Raw genomic sequence first — 23136 nt, forward strand, 5'->3', positions numbered from 1 at the left:
GGCCGGCTATGGCGGCGTCCACGGAGCGCCCGCGATCTTCCACGAAAGGGCAACGACATGACCGTGCTGCATTTCGCCGACGGACAAGTGATCACCATCGAGGAGTCGACTACGACGCTCGCGTTCTCAGCCGTGCTACCGCCAGGGCATGTCGGACCACCAGCGCACCGTCACCGATTCGAAACCGAGACCTTCACCGTCGAGGACGGGCGACTCCAGATGCGCATCGGACGTCGTCGATACGAGCTCGCCCCCGGCCAGTCACTGGTCGTGCCGCCCGGAACCACCCACTGCTTCGCGAATCCGTTCGACGAGCCCGCCCGGATTCGGACCGTCGAAAGTCCCGTCGGTCCTCTGCAGCCACTGCTGCGAGCCCAAGCCGGGGCCGTGGGCCGCCCCTCGCTGCTCCAACTCGCCGAGATCAACGCTGCCCACCACTGGTCATTCACTCTTTCCGGATGCCCGACCCTGCCCAGCGGATCCTCTGGCGGCTACTCGCCACGATCGCGCGGGCGCGACGATGAACCCTCTGCGACCCCATCGTTCCGTAGCCGGACCCCCGAATGGGTACCGGTGGCGTGTCCTGCCGTGGGGCGCCCGTTTGCCTCGGCGCCGCCTGCACTCGGAACGGGGGCAGGACGCGATGAGCGATGACGGTATGTGGGACCGCCGCGCCGTGCTCCGGGCGGCAGGCCTCGCCGCTTCGGGTCCGTTCCTGCTGGCCGGCTGCGGTGCGCAGGAGCCCGGCCTCCCGCACGGTGAACCCGGTCCGCCGGTGCCTCCCACTGAGGAGCTGATGCGCCAGCACGGGTTGCTGAACCGAATCTTGGTGATCTACGACGCGGTACGCCGACGGCTCGCGACCGATCAACCGGTACCCGCCACGCCGTTGAGCAGCAACTACGCCGTACGCCACGTCCCTGGACGCAACCGAGGGCGGTGACCGGCCCCGCTCACCTGAGGGTCTCAGCTACAGCCCGCGACCAATCGGTAGGAGCGCATCCGAGCCTCGTGCTCGAACACCGGTGTCGACACGATCAGCTCGTCAGCCTCGGTGCGCTCCTGCAGCGAGATAAGGGCTTGGCGAACCTCGCTCCCGGCGCCGATGACAAAGCCGGTGGTGGCCCCCTCGTACTCGCGGAGTAGCGCGGGGTCCGTCGGTCGCGCGCGAGCCGCGACGTCGGGCGAGGGCAGGTAGATACGGCGTTGGTGCACTCGGCGTTGCATTACCTTCATCCGGTGGGATTCGGCGAGGTGCTCGGCCTCGGCGCGAGTATCCGCAGCGATAACGCTGACCGAGACAGCGAGATACTTTCGTCCCGGGGTGTGCCCGGCCGCGTTGTGATAGGCCGCGATCCCGTCGTCGAGGTCGTTGTAGTTGAGGTGGCCTCCGAACGCGTAGGGCAGTCCTCGCTCTGCGGCGAGCGCTGCGCTGCTCGTGCTGGTGCCAAGAATCCAGAGTTGTGGTTCGTAGCCGTAGCCGGTCACGGACCGAACTCCGTCATGATACTCGTTGCGGAAGTACCCGGTGAGCGCGTCGATCTGGCGAGCGGCACCTGGCACCGAGTTGTCTCGGTCGTTTCTGATGGCATCGGCCGCGGTGCGCGGGCCCCCCAAGGAGCGCCCGACGGCGAGATCGATCCGGTCGGGGTAGATAGCTTCCAGCGTTCCGAAACGCTCCGAGACCAGCAACGGCGAGTGATTAGGCAGGAGTACCCCGGCTGCGCCGATTCGGACCCGCTGGGTAGTTCCGGCTGCCGCCGCGCAGATGACTTCGGGTGAACAGCTGGCAACGGCGCGCATTCCGTGCGTTTCTGCGGTCCAGTAGCGACCGTATCCGATTTCGTCGGCCAGCCGCGCCAGATCGATGGACCGCGATAATGTGTCGCGGACCGAGGCGCCGTCGACGATCGGGGCTGTGTCGTGGATGACCAGACTCTGCGGGGTGAGCTCCTTCATCAGTCAGACTTCGCTTGTGCTCTTGGGCAGCGAGCCCCGCTTGTCCAGTTCTCTCGTCAGGGCGGCCATCCAGTCCGCTCGTTCACGCCAGTTTCGAAACTCGGGCTCCCACTGCGGAAGAACCTCGATCGCGTGATCGGAATGTGCTGCGGCCTGGCGAGCCTGACCCGAGGAATGCTTGTTGGTCAGTGCAGCGGCTACCTCGTCCGGAACGGACGTGTCGTCCTCGGTGGACGACGAGGTGGCCCAGGGCGCGAGGTAGGCGAGGCCGTCTGAAACCTCGATCATCATGCGGTCGAGCTGGGGTCCAGGCGCGGAGATAGTCGACGCGGCCGGCAGAGCTACGTGCGGGAACTCGGCGGACAGCGTTCGCCAGAGGGGCCGGATCTTGCGAGCGAGGTCCCGCTTCTGTCGGCCCTGGGCCCTCTCGCGGATCGTGGTCGCGAGCGCGAGGAGTGGCGCGACGGACAGGGCGATAGCGAGGAGCGCCTGCCCGCCCAGCCGGCCGATGTTGTAGAGCGTAGTGAAGCCCGACCACCGCTCGCCCGCATTGAACAGGTACCACGCCTGGCGAGCGAGCGAGATGCCGTCGACTCCCCAAGCCATGAGGCCCGTTGCGATGACGACACCGACGACCGTCACGCGCGCCCAACGGTGAGTGAGCAGTTTGAGGTACCGAATGGCTCGCACCGTACCGACTCCCCAGAGGATCAGCACGAATCCGGCGTTGGTGAGGTAGTAGGCCCAGTTGCGAAACGATGCGTAGCGTTCGATCGACCGACTCGCCCACCACGATGAATCCACCCCACCGCGCAGCGCGATATAGCTGACAGCCACAAAGAATAGATAGATTGCGAACTCGATGCGAATACGGCGCCACACGGGGGCGGGGTCGAGCGAGGTGTCGGACAGCCGCGCCAGGAGGAAGAACACCGAGTAGCAGAAGAACAGAAATGCCCAGGTACCGTTGGTGATCTCGTTGGAGAAGGTGTGGATGTAGGTGAATGGTGGCGCGTCAATCCCGAGCGTGAGGAGCAGAGCGATCGCTGTCACGCCCAAAGCCAACGGACGGAGGGCGAGGTCCTTAGGGTGCCGGTAGAGCTGGCACCATTGCCAGATCGCGAGAGCCACCATGACGATCGTCGTGGCCGCCTCGAGCCAGAACTTCATGTCTGCCTCCACCGTCGCTGGACAAGCCCAAACGTCGCAGCGATCCCCTGCTCGGCGCTCCACGTGGCGCTCAGCTGGTACTCGTCTGGCTTTTGACGAGTGGCACCGAGACGTCCTAGCTCCGTCGCGGCGGCCTCGGCCTCCCATTCCATGTCGTCGTCGTTGCCCGGGGCACCTTCGCTCGGGTCTTCGTCTTCACCCAATAGAGCGCCGCAGGTGAGGGGCATGGCGCCGGGCTCGAGATGGCCGAGGGCAAGATGCGCGAGCTCGTGATAGATGACGGCTTCCTGCAGCGGCCGTGGGGCCCGTGAGTCGTGAAGGATGCGGTCCTGAGTCGGCAGTGTGACCAGATGCCCGATCGCGGTGACGCCACCGAGGTCGGTGGCCGTGATCCTGATTGGCCGGCCTCGCCGGACGGCGATCTGAGCGCACAGCTGCCAAGCAGTGAAGGGTGGCGTCACGCCGGCGTCATCGAGTAGCTCTGCGCAGATCCGACGGATTTCTGGCATGGTCCGGCGAGCTCTCAACTCCTGGTTCCCAACCTCGTGCCATCGCTGCCCGGGAGCGTGATCATCCCATCGACATGCCATGAAGATGGTCGCGGTCGGCTGCCTCAGCTCGTTCGGGTGATCGCGGTGCTGGCCCACGGCGACCTACTGCTGCCCAGCAGACCCCGGATCGTCCTCGTCGTCGTCGAGTAAGGCGCGCGCGAGGGCGCGCATCATGTTGGCGCGTTCTCGCGCGTTCCCCCCTGCTCCGCGGTGCGCCACCCTGGTGACACCGGAGTACCGCAGGGCCCGCTGCAGCTCTAGTGCGGCCTCGCGCTCCTGCTCCTGAGCTTCTTTCGCCTCTGCGATCAGCCGTTCCAGCCGTTCCGCTCGCTCGATCAGATGCTGCTCGATCTCCATGGCGAGCTCATCATCGAGGAACCAGCCCACTCGGACCTCGAAGAACCACGCCAGCGCATCGAGCGTCTTCCGTGTTGGGTTGCTCTTGATGCCTCGCCGCAGCTCGCTCAGATGAGACTCGGACAGATCGAGGCCAGCGGCGCGACAGGCGGCGACCACCTCACTGTTCCGCCACATGCGGGCAGGTGCGTGCGGCGGTCGAGACACCTCGAAGAGGCGCTCAATACGACCGCTCAGTGTCGGCGGCGGCGATGCCATCCGTCCCACCTCGCCCTCATCCATGTCGCTGGCCTCCGCCGCTTGCGTCTGCATGTGCATCCAGCACTCTGCCACAGCGAAGAACTCACATCTACTAGATCTCAGAGTCTTCGCTGTAGCGGCGGGGTTGTGATACACAGTGCGAGCGCTGCTTCGGCAGACGTGGAGAGGTCGACTTGACTCAGATGAGAGGGGACGGTGGCCGTGCCGGGAGCTTGGTCATACCCAGCAGTCAGTACGTCCTGGCGCTCTACCCTCCGTGGTCGCAGAGTTGCTAGCTGGCGCCGCCGAGTAGCGGCGTTCGCCTGGGACGGCCGCCGATGACCGAGTCGGGCGGCGCGCGGGCCGATTCACCTCCCGCTTCAGTGTCGAGAGCAGCCGGATCGCAGACGGCTCCGAACGCGGGAGAGGCCCCCTCGATCGGACGCGTATGCGCAGCCGACCCCCCGGAGGGGCAGCGGATGCGCAATGACGAGCAGGCTCGGCACCACAGCGAGCTGACACAGACCGGCGAGCAGGTATCGACGTTGGCGGCGGACCCGCCCGACGCCTTGTTCGTGGCGCTCGACGATGATCTGGCTGCGGTGGCCCGGAGCGCGGTGGGGGCGATGTCTGCTCTGCGCCGCAACGCCGCCGGCGAACTTGCTGGCCCGGCAGGGGCGGAGATCAGCAGTGCTCTCGGGGTTTACCTGACCGAGCTGGCGCGATTGACCCGCTCGGCTCTGGCTCTCCATCTGGCTGTGGAGTCACGTCTGAACGCAAATCGGGATTAGCGGCGGGGTGGGCGCCGGTGCTTGGCGTGCAGACGATGGAGGTCTTCGATGATCCGGGCGAGCGAGGCACGGGTCTCTTCGGGGAGCTCGCTGGCCATCTCGAGGAGAGTCTCCAGCTCGGCCTGCCGCACGAGCGTGAGGATGCGCCGGTCCTCCTCGGTGGTCTCGGCGTACTCGTCGGCGAACAGATTCCCGACCGGAACGCGGAAGAAGCGCACGATGCCTTCGATGGTGGCCATCGTCGGGTTGGTGCGGCGTCCGCGCCGCAGGTGGTTGAAGTAGGCCACCGACATCGACGGACCGCCGGCCTCTCGGATGCCGTTGACGATCTCCTCGTCGGTGTAGGGGCCTCGGTCAGCGGGGTGGATCGTCGCAACGAGCCGGTTGATCCGATCTTTGAGTGCCTCGGGTACGTCCCCGGACCGCTCTCCCGTCACCGTGCCCCTCCTTCTTCGGTTGCCACGGCGAACCGTTCGAGGAACGTCGCGCTGCCGGGACGGGGCGACGGTAGCCCCAACGATCACGTGGAGAGAGCTGAGGTCGGGGTTCACGCAGCCGATCTCCCATCCAGCTGACCGCCAGGGCCAACGAAACGTCACAAAGAGCCAGGTCAGGGCGCCATTGACACCACGTAAGCATCTCAGGATAGTTACCCGTGCTGATTACTACTAGGAGTAGACCCATGATGCTAGGTCTACTACTGGAAGGGGTGTGCGCCGTGCCGGAGCGATGGGAAGGGGCCGCGCACACGCTCGGCCGAGGGATGGGGCGGTAGCGATGCCCAAGGCGAAGACCCGGTCGGGTCCGCAGTGGCGCACAGCGCCTGGTCTCGGCACGGGCCCCACGTATGCGGAGGGGCCTACTGCACCGGAACAGCCCGAGACCGCGCAGCGTGTGCTCGCTCCGGCGCGCCGCCGACCGTCGCCCCGCCGGCCGCAGACGGCGCGGGACTCGGCGCCAGTGCCGGACCCGAACGGCCTTGAGGTCGGCGACGCGTCGGACCACGCCCGCGGCGAGCAGCCGCTGTACACCCACACCGACATCGGTCCAGTCGGCGGATCACCCGCCCGCGGCCCGTCGGTCGCCGCACTGTCGGAGCTGTCGTCCGCCGAACGAGCCGACAACCCGGCTGCGGACCTGAGCTCACCATCGCCGGTGTCACACGCGCACGATGGGGAGCCTGAGCTGGCTGCACCGCAGGTTCCGCTGCATGTGGAGCTGCCAGGGCAGCCGCAGGTCGACGGTCGTCGACCGCGCGGCGACGCACCCCGGACCGAGCCGCCCCGCACGGCGGTGACCCGGTACGGGGCGGTCGAGGAGACCTTCACCCGGACGGTCCGGTCGTTGGAGCCGATCTCGGACCTGGAGGCGGCCGCGTTCGCGGCACGGTTCGCCGCGGATTTCCAGTCCTTCGACCAGGACCGGCCTTCCCGTCGTGCAGAGGTGTTGCGGCCTCTGCTCGCCGACCCCCAGGCGTGCACCTGGGGGTGGTCGGGCGAGGGCAGGCAGCGCGCCGACGCGCCACAGCCGAACCGGATCTACCGGCGCTCGGATGTCGTGGTGTTCGTCGAGGTGATCGTGCGTGTCACGCCGTATGCGCGCGCCTGCCCATCGTCTGACCCATCCGATACCGGGCCGGAGCCGGTCGAGCCGCCGGGGGTGCTCGGCCCGTCGAGCGCGCCCGCACCCTCGGATCCGAACTGGATCGCCGGGGGTTCGAGCTGGGTGCGGATGACCGTGCCGATCACCCGTTCCGCCGACGACGGCCGCCTGGTTGTCGATCCCCACCTGGTCCCCGACCCGTCCGCCTGACACGCGAGGTAGCTGCTCATGACATCGACGAACCACACCCGACCGGAGACCAACAACCACACACCGTGGACACCGGACTCCGCCAGCCTCGCGTGGATGTCCACCCCCGCCCCGCCCTCATCCGGTAGCGGTGCGGGGCGCAGTGAGGAGCCAGCGGACGCAGTCACCTCGTCCTCCTCCGCAGCATCTGAGCCGTCTCAGCCGAGGAACACGGCTGCGGCCCCGCCGGCTCCCGCCCCCGCCGCGGCGTCTGGTAGCGGTTCGCCGGACGAGCGAACTGAGCGGGCTGGACCGCGCCCCGCCGCGCCCGAGACCACTGCGTCGCCGTCGGTGCCGATCAAGCCGCGCGATGCGCGGGTGGAGGCCCCGGATCTCCCCGACCTGGGCGACGCTGTCACCGTCGGGGCCCCGGAGCCGTTCATCAACGCGGTCCGATCCCGGGCCAGCGCGCCACGACAGGGCTGGCGAGCCGCCTTCTACAACCTCACCGGTGGGCGGTTCAACCCCGGGTTATCGCCCGCGGAGCAGCGGTTGATCGAGCAGCAGCGCAAGATCCGCACTCCGATGGACGGCCCGCATTCGGTGGTCGTCAGCTCGTTGAAGGGCGGGGTGGGCAAGACCACGGTGTCGGCGTTGTTGGGGTCGTTCCTGGCCGAGGGCCGTGGCGAGCGGGTGGTGGCCGTGGATGCCAACCCCGACGCCGGAACGCTCGGCGACCGCCTGGTCGGGGAGAAGGAAGCCGCCCAGCTCACGGTGCGCAAACTGCTCAACAACCTCGATCAGGTCCGGTCGTTCTCGGACCTGTCGCGCTATGTGCACCTGGTCGACCGGCTGCAGGTGGTGACCTCCGAGCAGGAACCCGAGGAGTCCGAGGCGTTCTCCCAGCACGACTACGAAGCCGTCCTGGACGTACTGAGTCGGTTCGCGCAGGTGCTGGTGACCGATTCGGGCACCGGGATCACGCACTCGGCGATGCAGGGCGGGCTCACCCGCTGCGACTCGCTGGTGATCGTGGGGTCGTTGACCCAGGACGCGGCCTCGCGGGCGGCCAAGACGTTGAACTGGCTGGCCGGGCGGCGCTGGCGCCGCCTGGCGGAGAACGCGGTCGTGGTGCTGTCGCAGGACCGCAGCAGCTCGTTCATCGACGAACGCCCGATCCTCGAACACTTCCAGTCCCGCTGCCGCGCAGTGCTGACCCTGCCCGCTGACCCGCACCTGCATGCCGGGGGCCAGATCGACGTGGAGGCGCTCAAACCCGCGACGCGCGACGCGGCACTGGAGATCGCCGCCACCGTGGCCGAGGGCTTCTACGGCTGCCCGACCTCGCTCGGGCGCCCTGCAGGGGAACGCCGTCCCGGCGTGGCCTGGTAATGCCCTCCCCGCTCTGGGCGCGGTTCGGGACCGCGCTGTCGCTGTCGGCGTCGCTGGCCGCATCCGCGTTGTCGCCGGCCGCGCCGGCCGACCAGGACGTCGAGTGTGGGTGGCGGATCACCGCCACCCACGTACTCGCCGAGCTCGACGGGGACAACTCTGAGCGCGCGCAAGAGCTGCGCGACGCCCTGCTCGAGGTCGGGGCCGACGAACCGGACTTCGTGCCGGAGTCCTGCACCGATACCTCCGGTGGATCCGGCGACGACGACTCCGGTTCCGGTAGCGGGTCCGGTTCGGGCTCGGGCGGCGGGTCCGGTTCGGGCTCGGGCGGCGATTCCGGTTCGGGCTCGGGCGGCGATTCCGGTTCGGGTTCGGATGGCGGTTCGGGCTCGGGTTCTGGGGAGCAGGGGGCGACCGCGGCCGAGGCGTTCGGCTGGGGCGAACCCGATGTCATCGACGACTTCGAGTCCGCCGAGCTCGAGGGCTGGAACCTCTACGACGGCCCGGGTCACGCCGGAAACGGCGTGCGTTCCCCGGATGCAGCGTCGGTGGCGGACGGCGTCCTCACCATCAACGGCACCGCGGATGGCACCACCGGTGGGATGGCCTGGGGCGACTCCCAGCAGTACGGCCGGTGGGAGGTGCGGATGAAGGCCCCGCAGGGCGATGAGGCCTACAACGCGCTGGCGCTGCTGTGGCCGACCGCGGAGAACTTCCCGGTCGGCGGCGAAGTTGACTTCGCCGAGATCATGGATTCGAGTCGGCAGAAGGTCGAGTTGTTCCTGCACTACGGCGAGGACAACTCCCAGGTGCACGGCGAGGTCGAGGTCGATGCCACCGAGTGGCACAACTACGCCGTCGAGTGGACCCCGGACGGGATCACCGCCTTCCTCGACGGGGAGGAGTGGTGGAAGACCACCGATACCTCGATCCTGCCGCCGGGGCCGATGCACCTGTGTCTGCAGTTGGACTGGTTCCCCGACAACGGCGGCGGCGGGGGCGGAGGCGAGGTCCACTACGACTGGGTCAAGCAGTGGTCACTCGGTGAGGGCGAGGGTTCGTCGACCGATTCCGACGGCAGCGCCGGATCCACCGATGCCGATTCCAGTACCTCGCTGACCGAGGAAGAGAACAGCAAGGGCGGGCGTATGGCCGCAGTCCGCTGATGCCCCGGCGCGCCGCGCCTGACCCCGGTTCCAGTGAGCATCCCCGATCACGTCGGAGTCCTGCTATGCCCCGTAAACGAACACGGCGCCCGTCCTGGGCCACTCATGTCTCCCGCCCCTCCCACGCACCGGCGCTGCGCCGCTCCACCGTCGCGATGCTCACCGCCGGTGCCATGCTCGGGCTGACCGCCTTCTCGATCAGCCCGCTCCCGGCCGAGCTGGGCTTGACCGCCGAGTCGTGCAACACCGGCAAGGCGATGCGCCAGCTCGACGCCGCCCGCGAGACTCGCTCCCAGACCCGCGCCCTGTTGACCGATCTGGCGGTGAGCACCGACCCGCGCGCGCAGGGCCTGGCCCGCGACATCGCAGGCTTGGGGTTCACCCCGGCCACCCACGAGCCGGGGTGGCGGCAGAAGGCCGTGGACGTCTCCGACCAGCTCAACGGCACCAGTGATCCGCAGCTGCGCGAGGTCGCGGTCCGGCTGGCCAAGGCCGGCTACGGGCCGACCCCGGCCGATCTGCTGCCCAAACAACCCCCACCCCCCGACACCGATGGTGGGCCTCTGGAAGGGATCGGCCAGTCCCTCGGTGGTGCCGCGGACAGCGCGGTCGGCGCGGTGGAGTCCGCGGGCGAGGCCGCCCAGAACGCAGCCACACCGCCCCCGGCGGCGGTGAGCAGCTCCGGCTCCGGCGGCGGCCCGGCCGCGGCGAACCCCGACCGCCGCCCCGAGCCGCCGCTGCCGCAAACCTGCATGGACCAGGCCGAGGCCACCACCGCCCCGGCCGTGCACGCGCCGGCCCCGGCCGCAGCCCCCGCAGCACCGGCCCCCGCCCCGGCGGCGCCCGCGCAAGAACCGCCCGAGGACGAGGACGACTCGCAGCCCACCAGCAGCGAACCACCGACCGACAACGAGCCGGGCGGCCGGGAGGACACCTCCAGCTCCGGCGAGGGTTCCTCCGGGCCCGGTGGCGAGTCCTCGTCGTCGGACCGGGAGTCCGAGAGCAGCGCCGCCTCCTCCGGTGAGGACGAGGACTCCGGCCCCGGTGACGAGCCCGGCGGCGGTGGCGGGCCGGGTGGGTCGCGGGATCCCGACAGCGACGCGTCCGCAGACGACGCCACGTCCGGTGAGGACGAGGCCGGCGCCGGCTCTGAGGGGCCCGGCTCGGGGGGCTCGGATCCAGGTAGTGATCGCGACACCGACACCACCGGTGGCGGCGGATCGGCCGCGGAACCGGGCAGCTCCGGCGGCGGCCCGAGCCGCGATTCCAGCTCGTCGAACTCGGCGGACTCGGCGGACTCGGCGAGCGACACCGGCTCGTCGTCGCAGGACATCGAAAAGGCCCGTGCCGCGATCGACCTGATCGGCGAGCTCATGCAGACCCTGGGCGCCAGCCAGGACACCGAAGCGGGCAGCGTGCGGGACTCGGTGCTGCAGGTGATGGACCGTGACCAGCTTGAAAAGCTCGGCGTCGACCCGGCCGACCTGGACAAACTCGACGACCTCAACCTCGGCGACGCCGGGGCCGGCGACACGGGGCCCGCGGACTCGGCGGACAGTTCCTCGAGCCCCGCCGAGTCCAGCTCGGCGGACGCGGACCGGTCCGACCCCAGCTCAGCGAGCCCGGGCAGTTCCGACAGCAGCTCGCCCGGCTCGGGATCGGGTTCATCCGGCTCGGACTCGATCAGCCGGGACTCCGATGCCAGCGATACCTCCGACGCGGACGACTCGCCCGAACCCGGGGCGTCGGGGTCCGGGTCGGGCCAGGCCGACACCAGCACGTCCTTTGACCGTGACTCGGGCTCCGGGGCGGGTGGCTCGGGTGAGGGCTGGGAGTCCGGTGCCGAGAAGCTCGCCGAGCAGGTCAAGGAGGCCGCCAACGTCGACCCCGTGGCCGAGCAGCTCTCCGAGAAGCTCGACGCGATCGACCTCGACGCCGACGACACCAGCTCCAGCTCCAGCTCCGATAGCACCGGGCCCGATGACAGCGGGTCCGACGCCGGCGGGACCGAGGACAACACGTCCTCCGACCGTGACTCGGCCGCCGGTCCGGACTCAGCCTCGGAGGAGTCGCGCACGCCCGATGAGGGGGGCGGCTCCGACGAGGGCACCAGCGCCGGTAGCGACTCCGACATCAGCCGCGACAGCGAACCGACCGACGACGGCCCCAGCGAGGGCGGTGACCCCGGTGGCGAGGAGGAGCCGCCGGGCAGTGAGCAGGGCGGTTCCGGGGCCCCGCCCGAGGACACCTCCTCGGGCGGCCCAGCCGCCCCGGACGAGCAGGCCAACCCGGAGCCGGCTCAGGGCGGCGAGGGTGAGCAGCCACGCGACCCCGAGGGCACCCAGGCGACCCCCGCGGCCGCGGGCGGTGCGACCGGCGGGACCGACACAGCCACTTGGGACAAGCTCGCGCAGTGCGAGAGCGGTGGCAACTGGAGCACCGACACCGGCAACGGCTACGAGGGTGGTCTGCAGTTCAGCCCGTCGACCTGGAAGGCCTTCGGTGGGGAGGGTTCGGCGGCTGAGGCGAGCAAGGAAGGGCAGATCGCCGTCGCCGAGAAGGTCCAAGCCGAGCAGGGCTGGGGAGCTTGGCCCGCCTGTTCCGAGAAGCTCGGCATCCGATAGGGCCTGGGCATTCACTGATGACGATCCGCAGGGTGGGCACGGTGCCGGTGGCCGCGGTGGTGGCCGCGGCGTTGGCGTGCGTGCTGCTGGTCTCCGACTCCCCGCCCGGGGCGGGGGTGGTGGGGCTCGGGTCGGCCGCGACGTGGGGCGCGGCCGACCCGACGCCACCGCACGACGACGGGCCACCGGTGCGCGGGCAGGCCGGCCCGATCGTGGGCGGGTTGTCGGCCTCCTCGGTCGGGGTGTTGGTCGTCGATGGCGGGCGCCATCAGTGCTCGGCGGCGGTGGTCGCGTCCCGGTCGCGGCGGCTGCTGGCCACCGCGGCGCACTGTGTGTGGCTCGACGGCGCGTGGCGGGTCGACGGGGCGATGTTCATCCCCGGCTGGGCATCGGGCGAACAACCGTATGGGCGGTGGGCGGTCGACACCGCGTATCTGCCCCCGGCCTGGCAACAGGCCAACTCCCCCATCACCGACGTCGCCGCGGACACCGATTTCGCGTTCGTGTCCCTGCTCCCGTGTGACGGGCGGCTGCCCGAGCAGGTCCTGGGCGCCCAGGGGATCCGCTTCTCGACCGGCGAGCAGCTCGAGGTGGCCGCGCTCGGCTATCCCGCGCTGGGGAGCTACGACGGCCAGAGCTTGCGCGGTTGTGTCGGCGACGCCGCGGTCGAGGACTTCGCCCGCGACCCCGACCAACCCGCAGGCCAGGTGCTGGCCCTGGACTGCGACATGACCGAGGGCGCCTCCGGCGGCCCGTGGTTGACCGGCCCGGACGCAGCCGCCGGGCGCGGGCAAATCGTCGGGGTGGTCTCCGGCGGCGATGACACCGCCCTGGTCTCGCCGGTGTTCGGGCCCGCCGCCCGGCAGATCTATGACGCCGCCGACTCGGCCTCGCTACTGACCGCACCGGAATCGAGCGCGCCATGACCGACCGGACGCACCCGCCACGACGAGGAGGTGGCTGCCGATGACCGCGGCACCCCAGCACGATCGGCCTGCGGCCCCGCGCACGCCGTACGAGCTCAACCACGCCCTCGGCACGGCGGCACGCGAGCGCGCCCCTCATCTGGGCCTGGCCGACAACGAGGCGATCGTCGATGTCACCAGCGCGGCCGCTGCCGCTGATCACCCCGGTGATCGGGACCCGGGCGAGGTGGCGGCCCAGCTCGGAGCGGCCACCGAGAACGTCCAACAGCGCGCCCGCCTGCTGTTCCCCGAGACCCGCCCGGTGCAGTGGTCGCCGTTCGGGGCGCTGATGCCGGTACTGGCCGGCTCGTCCGGCGCCGGGGCCTCGTCGATCGCCGCCGCGATCACCGATGCGCTGCAGCAGGACGAACGCTGTGTGCTGCTGGTCGATGCCGATGATCCGTCCCGTTCCGGGCTGGCGTGTGCGTTCACTGCGGAAGGGCCGTGGACCAAGCCGGTCGACGACCGGGTCTCGGTGCGCTACAGCTGGCGCGACGACGCGCTGGTCGCCCGGCTGGAGTCACAGCTGCCGACGATCACCCCGGGGATGGTCCCGGCCCCACCGGACTGGCTCCCGAACCCGCCACCGGATCCGTTGCACGCCACCGTGGTCGACCTCGGCCACGGCGGCTGGCGAGCCGGAGCGTCCCCGCTGTACGGGGCCGGGGGGTGGCTGCGCCGTGGCCTGCCCGCGCAGCGCCCGATCCTGGTGGTGCGCGCGACGCGCCCAGCACTGCGGCAGGCCGAGCAGCTGCTGGCCCGCCTGGACCCGTGGGTGGAGCGCGGTGTGGCCACTCCGGTGTTCCAGCTCGTGGTCAACGGCGTCCGTAAATGGCCTGCCGGGGTGGCCGGCGCGGCCGGGCCCCGGGTCGCCGAGCTGCTCGACGAGGCCCTGTTCGTGCCCCACCACGGCGGCTGGGGTTTGGCCGGAGTGACCGACGAGCCCAGCCCGGCGCGGGTGGTCGACGCGCTGCGCCCGCTGCTGGCGGCGTGGGGGCTCATCGCGTCTCCCCGCCGCCGCTGACCCCATCCCAACTCCAGGTTCTCGCTTCGCGCGGAGGTCGTCATGTCCCTGTCCCACCTGCTGCTTGAGCTGCAGCAGTCCTGGCCTGCCCAGGACATCCCGAACCCGGGCGCGGAGGCCCCGCCCGGGTCGGAGGCGATCCAGCGGGTGGTCGGCTACCTGCGGTGGATCGCCGGTATCTCGGTGCTCGGGTTGTTCTTCGGCGGCATCGTCGCCGCGACCGCGGGCCGGTTGTGGGATCACCACGGTTCCGGGCGCCTGGGCGCCCGGCTGATCGTGGGCAGCCTGGCGCTGGCGCTGCTGTTCGGGCTCGGCTACACCCTGGTCTCCCAGTTCGCGGGCGGAGCGGCCTGATGGGTGGGGCTGCGGGCTCGCCGCTGGCGCCGCGTGACGCGCCCTCGTCCGGTGGCCGGACCCGGGCGCTGGCGATCCTCGGCGGGGTTGCCGTGCTGGTGCTCGCGGCGATCGTCTGGGGCGTCATCTCGCTGATCGGGCTGTTTACCGCCGACGAACCCGGGCCTGTCGGCGACCCCGGCGCGGCCGCGACTGCGCCGCCCACCTCGGGGTCGGGCTCCGAGGCCGAAGCGGCGCTGGCTCGGGCCCCGATGCCGCCGGTGCCGGCGCAGGCGTCGATGCCGCACACGCTGTCCACGCGCAGCGCGGGCCCACCGATCACGCTGCCGCAGCCCACGCAGGTGTCCGGGGTCCCGGTACCGACCGGCTTCCCGGACACCCCGGAGGGGGCGCTGGCGCAATTGGCGGAGCTGACCAAAGCCGGGATGGCCGGGGCGGACCCACAGGTGTGGGCCCAGGCCTACACCGCGATGGCTGAACCGGGCGCCGCACCGCCGGAGGCGACACCGATCAACAACGAGCTGGTCGCGATGCGCCGCTCGGCGAACATGGCCCCGACCGGGCCCCGGGCCGGGATGAGCTTGTCCTGGTCACCGACCTCGGCGCTGGTCAAAGGCAGCACCGACGACGGCTCGTATGTCGTGGGCTGCGTGCTCGGCGAGATGGTCGCCGACTACAAGGGCCGGGTCGCCAACGCCGGATGGGGCAACTGCCTGCCGATGCGCCGGGTCGGTGACCAGTGGCGTGTCGCGTCCGGCCCGACAGCCTGGGCCGGCCCCTCTCTCTGGCCGGGCAGTGACGAGGCGGTCTCGGTCGGCTACCGGGACATCACCCGATGACCGGCCGCCTGGTGACCAGGGCCGCGGCAGCGTGGCCGGCACAGCCCACCCCACCCGGTGGCGGCGGCGGCGGTGGCGGCGGTCTGTTCGGCGACACGATCGGCTCGATGGCCGCGTCGGCGTTCGACGCCGCCATGCAGAAGGTCTGGGACGCCGGGGTCTGGGTGCTGCGCGGCGGGTTCACCCTGGCCGATGACATCTCCGGAGTCGATGCGAACTCGGTGATGGGCGGCGAAGGCGCCGGCGCGTTGTGGCCGTCGCTGCTGTGGCTCTCGGCGATGATCGCGCTGGGGCTGTTCTTCTACCAGCTCACCGCGGTCGCGCTGCGCGGCGGCCGCGGCATGTTCCGGGCCTTCACCGGCCCCGCCCAGTTCGGCATCGCGATCGCGGTCACCACCGGCACGGTGGCCACCCTGCTCACCGCCGCCGACGAACTGACCACCATGGTCCTCAACCAGGGCTTGGACGCGGCGAACTTCGCCACCGTGCTCGACAACCCCGACGTCGCCGCCCGGGTCGGGGAGAACCCCGAGCTCGGCGACGTCGAGGAAGGCGTGCGGTCGATGCTGCTCGGCCTGGCCGCGGTGTTCGGCATCATCCCCGCGGGGATCGGCTTCGCCCTGCAGATGATCTTCCGGCAGGCGGCGATCCTCGTCCTGGTCGCCACGATCCCGATCTGCGCGGCCGGCCTGGTCGCCGACAGCACCGCCTCCTGGTTCTGGAAAGCGACCCGCTGGATCATCGCCGCGATCGTGCTGAAACCGGCGCTCGCGCTGGTCCTGGTCATTGGGGTCAACATCATGGCCCGCTCCGAAGGCGTCGCCGGACTCCTGGCCGGCACCGCCGTGCTGTTGGTGGCGCTGTTCTGCCCTATGGCGCTCTACCGGCTACTGGCCTTCGTCGACCCGGGCACCGGCGCGGGGATGGCGATCCGCTCCGGTGGTGGATCGCGCGGATCCAGCGAGCCGGGCAGCGACAGCGGCACCAGCGAGGCCATGAACATCGCCCGCCAGAGCGAGCAGGCCTACCGGATGGGCAGTGGCGGCCAGAACAGCTCGGCCACCGGAGGTGGTGGCGAGCTGGGCGGGACCACCGCCAGCCCGGCCACGGCCGGGGGTGCCGGGGCGAGCAGCAGTGCAGCCGGCGGCGGCACCAGCGCCGGTGCCGGTGCCGGTGCCGGTGCCGGTGCGGGCGCGCTGGGCGCGGCTGGTGGTGTGGCCGCGGCCGCGGTGGTCGGTGGCTATCTCGCGACGAAGGCCGCTGGGCAGGCCGCCGGGGGGTTCGCCTCCGAGCAGATGGCCCAGATCGGGGTCGGTAACCCCGGCCCGGCCCCGGCCGCCGGGGCCAGTGCCGGGCAGATCAGCTCCTCGGCCGGAGCAGCGGCGGGGACGGTCCAGAACTGGGGCCGCTCCACCGAGAGCGGCTCGGGTGAGAGCGACTCGCCCCCTGCCGGTGACGGGCCCGATGCGCCCCCGGTCGACTCCGGCCCGCCGGAGGCCGGGCCTCCCGACAGCGGCCCCACCACACCCGGGGCGGACGGGCAGGAACCGCGCCGCCCTGAACAGGCCCCACCGGTCGCAGCCGGGCCGGACGGGGCCGACCCACCCACGGCAGCACCGGGCCCCAACGCCCAGCCACCACCGGATCCCGGACCACCGACCCGCCCTGACCACACAGGAGAGGAGTCTTGATGAGCGTCGAATCCGCCGCGCGGGGCCCGCGCGTGTATTGGGGACTCAACGACAAGGAGGGGATGGGCTGGATCGCCGGGATGACCCCGGCCCAGGCGTTCCTGATCATCGCCGCCTGCGCCCCGGCGATCCTGGCGATGTCGCGCAACCAGTGGTCTCAGACCCTCGGGTGGGGCGCGTTCGCCGCGCTGCTGGCCTTTCTGATTCTCGTCCCGATCCACGGCCGGCCCGCGTTTCGGTGGCTGGCCGACCTGGTCGTGTTCCAGACAGGAGTGCTGATGCGCTGGTCCCCGTGGCAATCCCGCGCCGCCGCCGGGTTGGCCGGGCCCCGCACCGAACCGGACCTGCCCGGCGTGCTCTCGCGCATGCAGTTCCCCGACGGCCCGGAGTTCCACGGCTCGCGGATCTGCCTGCTCCACGACACCGCCGAAGGGCGCTGGGGCGCCACCGCGAAACTGACCCATTCCGGGGTCGGGATGCTGGCCGACGACGAGTGCGAGCGCCTGGCCGCCCGCCTGGGCTCGATGCTGGTCGGGCTCGGGCACCGCGAGGTCATCGACCGGATCTCGCTGCTGGTGCGCACCGTGCCCGACGACGGCACCGAGTACGCGGTGTGGCGCGAACGCCACCAGCGCCCCGACGCCCCGCCACTGGCGCATCAGGTGACTGCCGAGATCGACCGCGACGTCGCCTCGGTCAGCGTGCGCACGGAGTTGTTCGTGACCGTGTCCGGCACCGAGGAATCACTGCGCCGCCCGGCCAAGGCCGCCGGCGGCGGCGTCGCCGGGCGCGCCTATGCCCTCTACCGGCTCCTCGAAGGAATCGCGGACGGGCTCAAGGCGCTCGACGTGCAGTCGGTGACCTGGCTGACCTCGACCGGGGTCGCCGAGGCCATCAAGACCGGGTTCAACCCGGCCACCGCGGCCTCACTCAAGCACCAGCACCTGGCCCACCCCGACGCCGACGGCACCGTCGGATTGCCGATCTCCCAAGCCGGCCCGGCTCTGGCGCCGACGCCGGCGGCGCGGGCGTATCACCACGACGGATTCTCCAGCGTCAGCTATGCGGTGCAGCCTCCCGAGTCCGGGACGATCTTCGGGTCGCTGGGGCCGCTGCTGGCCGTGCGCACTGCCGGGGAACGCCGGAGTCTGCAGATCCACTACGAGATCCTGTCCCAGGCCGCCGCGGCCCGGGAGGTGCGCTCCAACCGGTTCCGCAACAACGTGCTGATCGACGCCAAAGCCCAGCGCGGGTTCAACACCACCGCGATCGACACCCGCCGCCAGTCCGGGGCCCGCGACCAGGAGGCCGCGGTCGCCGCCGGGCATGCCCTGGTCCGGTTCACCGTTGCCTCCGCGCTCACGGTGCCCGCGGACTGGAACGTCGAGGACCACGCCGCCCGGCTGGAGAACGACTCCTCGGGCCGGTTCCGGCTGCTGCGCCTCGAGCTGGCCCAGGATTCGGCGTTCGTCGCTGCCGCTCTCCCGGTCGGGATCGGGCTGCCGCGGCTGACCAGGGCGTTCGACTCATGAGGCCCTTCGGGAAGCGGCGTCGTCCCGATCCGCGTGGGCCCGGTGAGCTGCTGAGTCAGTTCACCGACCTCGACGGCATCCCGGTGTCCACACCAGCCCCGGACAGCACGAACGACGGCCCCGACGACGGTGGCGGGCGTCGTCGTGGCCGCCGCGAGCGGGTCAACCGGTCCACCGCCGCCCGCCAGGGCCACCGCGAACCCGGCCGCGGCTGGGCCCCGGTCGAGGCATCCCGCCGGACCCCGGTCTACCGGGCCACGACCGCGGAGGTCGGCGGGCTGTTCCCGCTGCTGGCCTCCAACGGCGTCCCGGCGATCGGGGCCCGGTTGGGCTATGACACCCAGTCCGGGGGCGCGTTCTATGTCCATCCCACCGAGTGGGTGCTGCGCAAGATGGTCACCAACCCGAACCTGGCCATCTTCGGTGAACCCGGGCGCGGGAAGTCGTCCACGGTGCTGGCCACGATCCTGCGGCTGTCCCTGTTCGGGGTCCGCACCCTCATCAGTGGTGATGTGAAGGGTGAGTACACCCCGCTGCTGCGCGCGCTGGATATCACCCCGATCGCGCTCGGGCGGGGTAGCCCGCACCGGCTCAACGCTCTGGATCTCGGCCCGATCCGCGCCCACTGGCACATCTGGTCGACCGCGCGCCAGCGCGAGGAGCTCACCGGGATCCTGGCCCGCTGGACACGACTGCTGACCGCGCTGGCCGAAGCCCAGGGCTACGCCCCGACCGTGACTGATGAGCTGGTCCTCTCCACCGTGCTCAACCGACTGGTCGGCGCCGAGCACGGCGCCGATGAGCTGCGCCCGATCACCATTCCGCAGGTCGTGGCCCAGCTCGCCGACCCCGACGACGACCTGTGGCAGCAGACCCGCTTCGCCTCGTATCGCCAGTTCGTCGACCACACCCGTCAGATCACCGACGCCCTGTCGAACTTGGTCGTCGGCGCGCTGAGTGGCTTGTTCGATGAGCCCACCAATTTCGACCTCGACTGGCACGCACCGGTGCAGTCGATGGACCTGTCGCTGCTTTGCAGCAGGAGCGATCAGGCGATCGCGGTGGCGCTGACCTGCCTCGGCTCGTGGTCGTCGATGATCACCGACCTGCAGGACGACGGCGACGTCCGCCTGGTCGTGCGGGACGAGGTGTGGCGCCAGATGCGGCTCGGGCTACGCGCGGTCCAGGCCGTCGACTCCGACCTGCGGCTGTCGCGGGCCGAACGCAAGATTCAGCTGCTGGTCATGCACAAGCCTTCTGACCTTCTGTCGGTCGGCGCGGTCGGCTCCCAGGAGGTCTCGATCGCCAAGGACCTGCTCGCGCTGTGCAGCACGCGGATTCTGCTGGGCCAGTCCACCCGCGTCGGTGACGAGCTCGCCACCGAACTCGGCCTGTCCGACCGCGAGCAGGCCGTGCTGACCGGGTGGGCGATGGAAGGTCAGGGCCGGGCGCTGTGGAAGCTGGAGAACTCGCCGGGCATGAAGATCCAGACCGTGCTCTCGGCCACCGAACGGTCGATCTTCGACACCAACGCCGGCCTGCGAGAAAAAGTTCTGGAGTTCAGCAATCCTGAAGGGTCTGACGGCTCGAACCGACGGTTGCGGGCCGTATGACCCGGCTACCTCGACCCTTGGGTTCACGAACCCCATGGTGGCCGCGGCCAGGGGCTCGACGCGAAGCTCCGGCGCTTCTTGAGCTTCCGACAACGTCGGTTACCGCGCTTGACCCCGCCCCGAGAGTCGACCAGCAGCTACTGGACGACCCCGCGGAGCGGCGGACGGCGGACCGCTGCCGACGTCTGAAGCTGCCGGCTGGGACCGGCGTGGGCTCATGCCGCTCGACGGGCGAACAGGAGCGCCTGCGGGAACTCGCTGTCCGGGTTCAGGACCATGTGCGCTTCGACCTCGAACCCGGATTCGCGCAGCCATCTGGCGACGAGGTGGGGTTGGCGGCGGTAGACGGGCACGTTCATCGGGTGGCCGCCGTAGCCCTGCGTCTTCACCCAGGAGTCATTGCCGGCGTGGAACAGGAGCTGCGCCGGTCCGCCGGTGCGAAGCACCCGGCGGAAGTGCTCGAGCGCTACCGGGACGTCCTCGTCGGGCATGTGGATCAGCGACTGCCACGCGATGAGCCCTCCCATCGACGCATCGGGCAGCTCTGGGGCGGCGAGAGAGCCCACCTCGAAGTGCAGGCCAGGATGGTCACGGCGAGCGACCTCGATCATTCGAGGGGACAGGTCCACGCCGAAGGCGTCGACGCCGAGCTCGTTCAGGTGGGCCGTGATGTGGCCGGGCCCGCACCCCATGTCCGCGACTGGTCCGCCGCTCCGCCGCACGCTGTCCGCGAACAACGCCAGTGCGCTGCGCAAGTACGGCTGTTCTGCAAGCGCGTGTCGTACTTGGTCGGCGTAGCTGTCCGCGACCGTGTCGTACGACGTTCGGGTCTCGGCATTCCAGTCGGTGGTGCCGGTTTCCGTATGTGCGCTGCTCATGTCCCACCCCCAGGTTCACGACGAGCCGCGGACTCTAACCACGGCCGGGGTGATCAGATCCCACCGGTTGCCGGCGATGTCGCGGAACACGGCATATCGACCATGCGGTGCGGTACGGGGCTCCACGACGAACTCGACGTTCTGAGCACGCAGCCGCAGGTACTCCTGGTCCACATCGTCGACCTCGAGAAAGAAGCCGACTCGGCCGGCGACCTGGTGCCCGACGGCCGCGGACTGCTCGGGCCCGTCTGCACGAGCGAGCAGCAAGCCGGTCTGGCCATCCGTTGGCCGGACGACGACCCATCGCTTGGGGCGGCCGTCGTTGGTAGTAGCAGGAGAGTCCTCGACGAGCTCGAAGCCCAAGATGTCTCGGAAGAACTCGATGGCTGGGTCGTAATCCTCGACTACGACTGTCACAAGCTGCACGAACACCTTCGAGAGGATGGCTTCCGAAGCCGCACGACCGCCACCGCCCGAACTCCTGGCACCCAGTCATGCTGCTCCTCACCGGTCCTCAGGATCAGAGGTCGTGGAGCGGCCGGAGCTATCGTCGCCTTGAGCCCCGCCGTTCCCGGTCGCGCCCGGCTCGACATGTTCGCCGATGTACCGCATGGCTGCGCTGACGCTGAGTCCGAACAGCTCGCAGACGCGCCGGACGTCGCCGCCGGTCGCGAAGACCTCGTGCAGGATGCGGTCCTCGCGCAGCGAGCGGGAGTCGACGGTGAGCTTGTGCCATGGGTGGCGCGCGTCGACCGGCGCGGTGCGAGGCGCGGTGCGGCGGTTGACCAGCAGGTGTGGGTTGCGGGTCTGAGGCCACCGTCGTGCTCGCTCGTCCAGGTAGGCACGAAGCCGTACTCGCACGGGGCCCGCGAGTGGGATCGGGTGAACAACTGGCGCTGTTGGGGCTGCCGGAACTGGCGTAACCGCCACCCCGTTGGTCGCCGTGCCGAACACACCCTCACCCACCGCCGGCACGGCGTCAACGGGCCCCGGCGAGCCGGAACCGGCACGGGTGAACGGCACGGCCGCGCGGCGGTGAGCTCGAGGTGAACCAGCCCAAAGGCACGGTCGCGCTCGCCGCGGCGGCCGCGGTGGTGATGTTCGTGGCCGCGACGGTGACGATCGGGATGGCGATGCTGACCGCGGTCGTGTCCGGGGCGCTGCCCGGCGGAGGTTGTGGCGGCGACGGCGGTATCGGCGGCGGCTCGCAGTCGATCGGCGGCCAGGACTGGAACGCCGAGCAGACCGACAACGCCGCGACGATCGTGAGCCGGGTCGTCGAACGCGGCCTACCCAAGCGGGCCGCGGTGATCGCGATCTCCACGGTGATCGTCGAATCCCGGCTGGTCAACGTCGGCCACGGCGACCGCGACTCGCTCGGGCTCTTTCAACAGCGGCCCTCGCAGGGCTGGGGTACACCCGCGCAGGTGCTCAACCCCGGCGCGGCCACCGACACCTTCCTCGACCGGCTCGTCGCGCTGCCCGGCTGGGCCACCATGGCGCCGGGGACCGCGGCCCAGGCCGTGCAGCGCTCCGCGTTCCCGGACCGCTACGCCCCCCAGGAAGGCCCGGCCGCGGCGCTGGTCGACCGGTTCTGGGTCGGCCCGGACAACCCCATCCCCGCCCCCGCCGTACCGGGCGGGCCGAACGTGCAGCTGGCCTCATCGGTGTTCGCCTGCCCCGACCAGGGCGGCGCCGGCGTACCGCTGGCACCGTCGGACATCGACCCCGGCCAGGTCCCACCCGGATTCACCCCGCCCACGGACCCGGCACAGCGCGCCGCGGTCACCTACGCGCTCGCCCAGCTCGGCAAACCCTACGTCTGGGGCGGAAGAGGTCCCGACGGGTTCGACTGCTCCGGACTGATGCTCGCCGCGTGGTCCGCGGCCGGCGTGCCGATCCCCGCCGGAACGGTCAGCCAGAAAAGCGCCGGCAGCCCGGCCAGCACCGCGACCATCGCGCCGGGGGATCTGGTGTTCATTCCGGGCTCGCTTGGCTCGCCGGGCAACCCGCGCCACGTCGGCATGTATGTCGGGCACGGCATGGTCGTCAACGCCTACGACTCCTCCACCGGCGTCATCCTCCAGCCCCTCTCGGCCTGGGCCGACGAGATCACCCACATCCGTCATATTGCCGGGCCTCCTGGTCAGCCCGCACCGGATGCCGCGCTCGCGCAGTCCGCCTCGTGACCGGCTGCCG

Annotated in this window: 22 protein-coding genes; 14 read left to right on the forward strand and 8 right to left on the reverse strand. The window is 70.7% G+C overall.

Annotated elements, in window-relative coordinates; translation table 11 throughout:
- Positions 1–57 precede the first annotated feature (57 nt).
- Positions 58–654, forward strand: coding sequence for a cupin domain-containing protein (locus tag JOF36_RS41575; protein ID WP_210037013.1), 597 nt, complete (start codon positions 58–60; stop codon positions 652–654).
- A gap of 312 nt (positions 655–966) precedes the next feature.
- Here the strand turns inward: JOF36_RS41575 and JOF36_RS37805 are convergent, their stop codons facing one another.
- The 4 genes from JOF36_RS37805 to JOF36_RS37820 all read right to left on the reverse strand — a co-directional run bounded on the left by JOF36_RS37805 (position 967) and on the right by JOF36_RS37820 (position 4349).
- Positions 967–1959, reverse strand: coding sequence for an MsnO8 family LLM class oxidoreductase (locus JOF36_RS37805; protein WP_210037014.1), 993 nt, complete (start codon positions 1957–1959; stop codon positions 967–969).
- 3 nt (positions 1960–1962) lie between these two features.
- The gene (locus JOF36_RS37810; RefSeq protein WP_210037015.1) at positions 1963–3129 is read right to left on the reverse strand and encodes a DUF6545 domain-containing protein; all 1167 of its coding nucleotides are present in this window, start codon (positions 3127–3129) and stop codon (positions 1963–1965) included.
- The gene (locus tag JOF36_RS37815; protein WP_210037016.1) at positions 3126–3590 is read right to left on the reverse strand and encodes an ImmA/IrrE family metallo-endopeptidase; all 465 of its coding nucleotides are present in this window, start codon (positions 3588–3590) and stop codon (positions 3126–3128) included. Before JOF36_RS37815 ends, JOF36_RS37810 begins: the two co-directional genes overlap by 4 nt.
- Before the next feature lie 192 nt (positions 3591–3782).
- Complete coding sequence (locus JOF36_RS37820) at positions 3783–4349, reverse strand: hypothetical protein (protein ID WP_210037017.1); 567 nt, start codon at positions 4347–4349, stop codon at positions 3783–3785.
- A 407-nt stretch (positions 4350–4756) separates the two neighbouring features.
- Between JOF36_RS37820 and JOF36_RS37825 the strand changes: the two genes are divergently transcribed.
- Positions 4757–5068, forward strand: coding sequence for a hypothetical protein (locus tag JOF36_RS37825; protein WP_210037018.1), 312 nt, complete (start codon positions 4757–4759; stop codon positions 5066–5068).
- On the opposite strand, the gene JOF36_RS37830 is transcribed toward JOF36_RS37825, so the two are convergent.
- Positions 5065–5505 (reverse strand): hypothetical protein, encoded by a 441-nt coding sequence (locus tag JOF36_RS37830; protein ID WP_210037019.1) that lies wholly within the window; start codon positions 5503–5505, stop codon positions 5065–5067. The two genes, JOF36_RS37825 and JOF36_RS37830, sit on opposite strands and share 4 nt — an antisense overlap.
- A 775-nt stretch (positions 5506–6280) precedes the next feature.
- Between JOF36_RS37830 and JOF36_RS37835 the strand changes: the two genes are divergently transcribed.
- The 11 genes from JOF36_RS37835 (at position 6281) to JOF36_RS37885 (ending at position 20059) form a co-directional block, all read left to right on the forward strand.
- Entirely contained in the window at positions 6281–6880 is a 600-nt protein-coding gene (locus JOF36_RS37835; protein ID WP_210037020.1) for a hypothetical protein, read from the forward strand.
- 330 nt (positions 6881–7210) lie between these two features.
- The gene (locus tag JOF36_RS37840; protein WP_307862828.1) at positions 7211–8251 is read left to right on the forward strand and encodes a MinD/ParA family ATP-binding protein; all 1041 of its coding nucleotides are present in this window, start codon (positions 7211–7213) and stop codon (positions 8249–8251) included.
- On the forward strand, positions 8251–9417 hold the full coding sequence (locus tag JOF36_RS37845; protein WP_210037021.1) for a glycoside hydrolase family 16 protein: 1167 nt from the start codon (positions 8251–8253) through the stop codon (positions 9415–9417). The genes JOF36_RS37840 and JOF36_RS37845 overlap by 1 nt, the downstream gene beginning before the upstream one ends.
- A 65-nt stretch (positions 9418–9482) precedes the next feature.
- Positions 9483–12041, forward strand: a complete 2559-nt coding sequence (locus tag JOF36_RS40610) for a transglycosylase family protein (RefSeq protein ID WP_281072852.1) — start codon at positions 9483–9485, stop codon at positions 12039–12041.
- Between the two features lie 17 nt (positions 12042–12058).
- Positions 12059–12967: a trypsin-like serine peptidase gene (locus tag JOF36_RS37855; RefSeq protein WP_210037022.1), complete on the forward strand. Its 909-nt coding sequence runs from the start codon at positions 12059–12061 to the stop codon at positions 12965–12967.
- Positions 12968–13007: 40 nt separating this feature from the next.
- A complete protein-coding gene (locus JOF36_RS37860) occupies positions 13008–14030 on the forward strand; it encodes a hypothetical protein (protein ID WP_210037023.1) in 1023 nt (340 codons plus the stop codon).
- 42 nt (positions 14031–14072) lie between these two features.
- Entirely contained in the window at positions 14073–14384 is a 312-nt protein-coding gene (locus JOF36_RS37865) for a hypothetical protein (protein WP_210037024.1), read from the forward strand.
- The gene (locus tag JOF36_RS37870; RefSeq protein ID WP_210037025.1) at positions 14384–15223 is read left to right on the forward strand and encodes a hypothetical protein; all 840 of its coding nucleotides are present in this window, start codon (positions 14384–14386) and stop codon (positions 15221–15223) included. The genes JOF36_RS37865 and JOF36_RS37870 overlap by 1 nt, the downstream gene beginning before the upstream one ends.
- Positions 15220–16914, forward strand: a complete 1695-nt coding sequence (locus JOF36_RS37875; RefSeq protein WP_210037026.1) for an ICP22 family protein — start codon at positions 15220–15222, stop codon at positions 16912–16914. The genes JOF36_RS37870 and JOF36_RS37875 overlap by 4 nt, the downstream gene beginning before the upstream one ends.
- Positions 16914–18446: an SCO6880 family protein gene (locus JOF36_RS37880; protein ID WP_210037027.1), complete on the forward strand. Its 1533-nt coding sequence runs from the start codon at positions 16914–16916 to the stop codon at positions 18444–18446. The genes JOF36_RS37875 and JOF36_RS37880 overlap by 1 nt, the downstream gene beginning before the upstream one ends.
- On the forward strand, positions 18443–20059 hold the full coding sequence (locus JOF36_RS37885) for a putative type IV secretion/conjugal transfer ATPase (protein WP_245353260.1): 1617 nt from the start codon (positions 18443–18445) through the stop codon (positions 20057–20059). The genes JOF36_RS37880 and JOF36_RS37885 overlap by 4 nt, the downstream gene beginning before the upstream one ends.
- Positions 20060–20274: 215 nt before the next feature.
- Here JOF36_RS37885 and JOF36_RS37890 read toward each other — a convergent pair whose 3' ends face one another.
- From JOF36_RS37890 to JOF36_RS37900, 3 genes are all read right to left on the reverse strand, one after another.
- Positions 20275–20937, reverse strand: a complete 663-nt coding sequence (locus JOF36_RS37890) for a class I SAM-dependent methyltransferase (RefSeq protein ID WP_210037028.1) — start codon at positions 20935–20937, stop codon at positions 20275–20277.
- 15 nt (positions 20938–20952) lie between these two features.
- Positions 20953–21369, reverse strand: a complete 417-nt coding sequence (locus JOF36_RS37895; protein WP_210037029.1) for a VOC family protein — start codon at positions 21367–21369, stop codon at positions 20953–20955.
- Positions 21370–21441: 72 nt separating this feature from the next.
- Positions 21442–21798, reverse strand: a complete 357-nt coding sequence (locus tag JOF36_RS37900; protein WP_210037030.1) for a hypothetical protein — start codon at positions 21796–21798, stop codon at positions 21442–21444.
- Between the two features lie 185 nt (positions 21799–21983).
- Here JOF36_RS37900 and JOF36_RS37905 point away from each other — a divergent pair, with 185 nt between their 5' ends.
- Positions 21984–23126: a C40 family peptidase gene (locus tag JOF36_RS37905; protein WP_210037031.1), complete on the forward strand. Its 1143-nt coding sequence runs from the start codon at positions 21984–21986 to the stop codon at positions 23124–23126.
- Positions 23127–23136 lie beyond the last annotated feature (10 nt).

Origin of the sequence: Pseudonocardia parietis (assembly GCF_017876315.1) — a bacterium.
GTDB lineage: Bacteria > Actinomycetota > Actinomycetes > Mycobacteriales > Pseudonocardiaceae > Pseudonocardia > Pseudonocardia parietis.

Excerpts from the sequence above, each read along its gene's own strand:
- JOF36_RS37810 (WP_210037015.1), bottom strand. The coding sequence starts at position 3,129 with ATGAAGTTCTGGCTCGAGGCGGCCACGACGATCGTCATGGTGGCTCTC.
- JOF36_RS40610 (WP_281072852.1), top strand. The coding sequence starts at position 9,483 with ATGCCCCGTAAACGAACACGGCGCCCGTCCTGGGCCACTCATGTCTCC.
- JOF36_RS37890 (WP_210037028.1), bottom strand. The coding sequence starts at position 20,937 with ATGAGCAGCGCACATACGGAAACCGGCACCACCGACTGGAATGCCGAG.
- JOF36_RS37870 (WP_210037025.1), top strand. The coding sequence starts at position 14,384 with ATGGGTGGGGCTGCGGGCTCGCCGCTGGCGCCGCGTGACGCGCCCTCG.
- JOF36_RS37875 (WP_210037026.1), top strand. The coding sequence starts at position 15,220 with ATGACCGGCCGCCTGGTGACCAGGGCCGCGGCAGCGTGGCCGGCACAG.
- JOF36_RS37855 (WP_210037022.1), top strand. The coding sequence starts at position 12,059 with ATGACGATCCGCAGGGTGGGCACGGTGCCGGTGGCCGCGGTGGTGGCC.
- JOF36_RS37880 (WP_210037027.1), top strand. The coding sequence starts at position 16,914 with ATGAGCGTCGAATCCGCCGCGCGGGGCCCGCGCGTGTATTGGGGACTC.
- JOF36_RS37845 (WP_210037021.1), top strand. The coding sequence starts at position 8,251 with ATGCCCTCCCCGCTCTGGGCGCGGTTCGGGACCGCGCTGTCGCTGTCG.
- JOF36_RS37885 (WP_245353260.1), top strand. The coding sequence starts at position 18,443 with ATGAGGCCCTTCGGGAAGCGGCGTCGTCCCGATCCGCGTGGGCCCGGT.
- JOF36_RS37805 (WP_210037014.1), bottom strand. The coding sequence starts at position 1,959 with ATGAAGGAGCTCACCCCGCAGAGTCTGGTCATCCACGACACAGCCCCG.
- JOF36_RS37825 (WP_210037018.1), top strand. The coding sequence starts at position 4,757 with ATGCGCAATGACGAGCAGGCTCGGCACCACAGCGAGCTGACACAGACC.
- JOF36_RS37865 (WP_210037024.1), top strand. The coding sequence starts at position 14,073 with ATGTCCCTGTCCCACCTGCTGCTTGAGCTGCAGCAGTCCTGGCCTGCC.
- JOF36_RS41575 (WP_210037013.1), top strand. The coding sequence starts at position 58 with ATGACCGTGCTGCATTTCGCCGACGGACAAGTGATCACCATCGAGGAG.
- JOF36_RS37820 (WP_210037017.1), bottom strand. The coding sequence starts at position 4,349 with ATGCAGACGCAAGCGGCGGAGGCCAGCGACATGGATGAGGGCGAGGTG.
- JOF36_RS37860 (WP_210037023.1), top strand. The coding sequence starts at position 13,008 with ATGACCGCGGCACCCCAGCACGATCGGCCTGCGGCCCCGCGCACGCCG.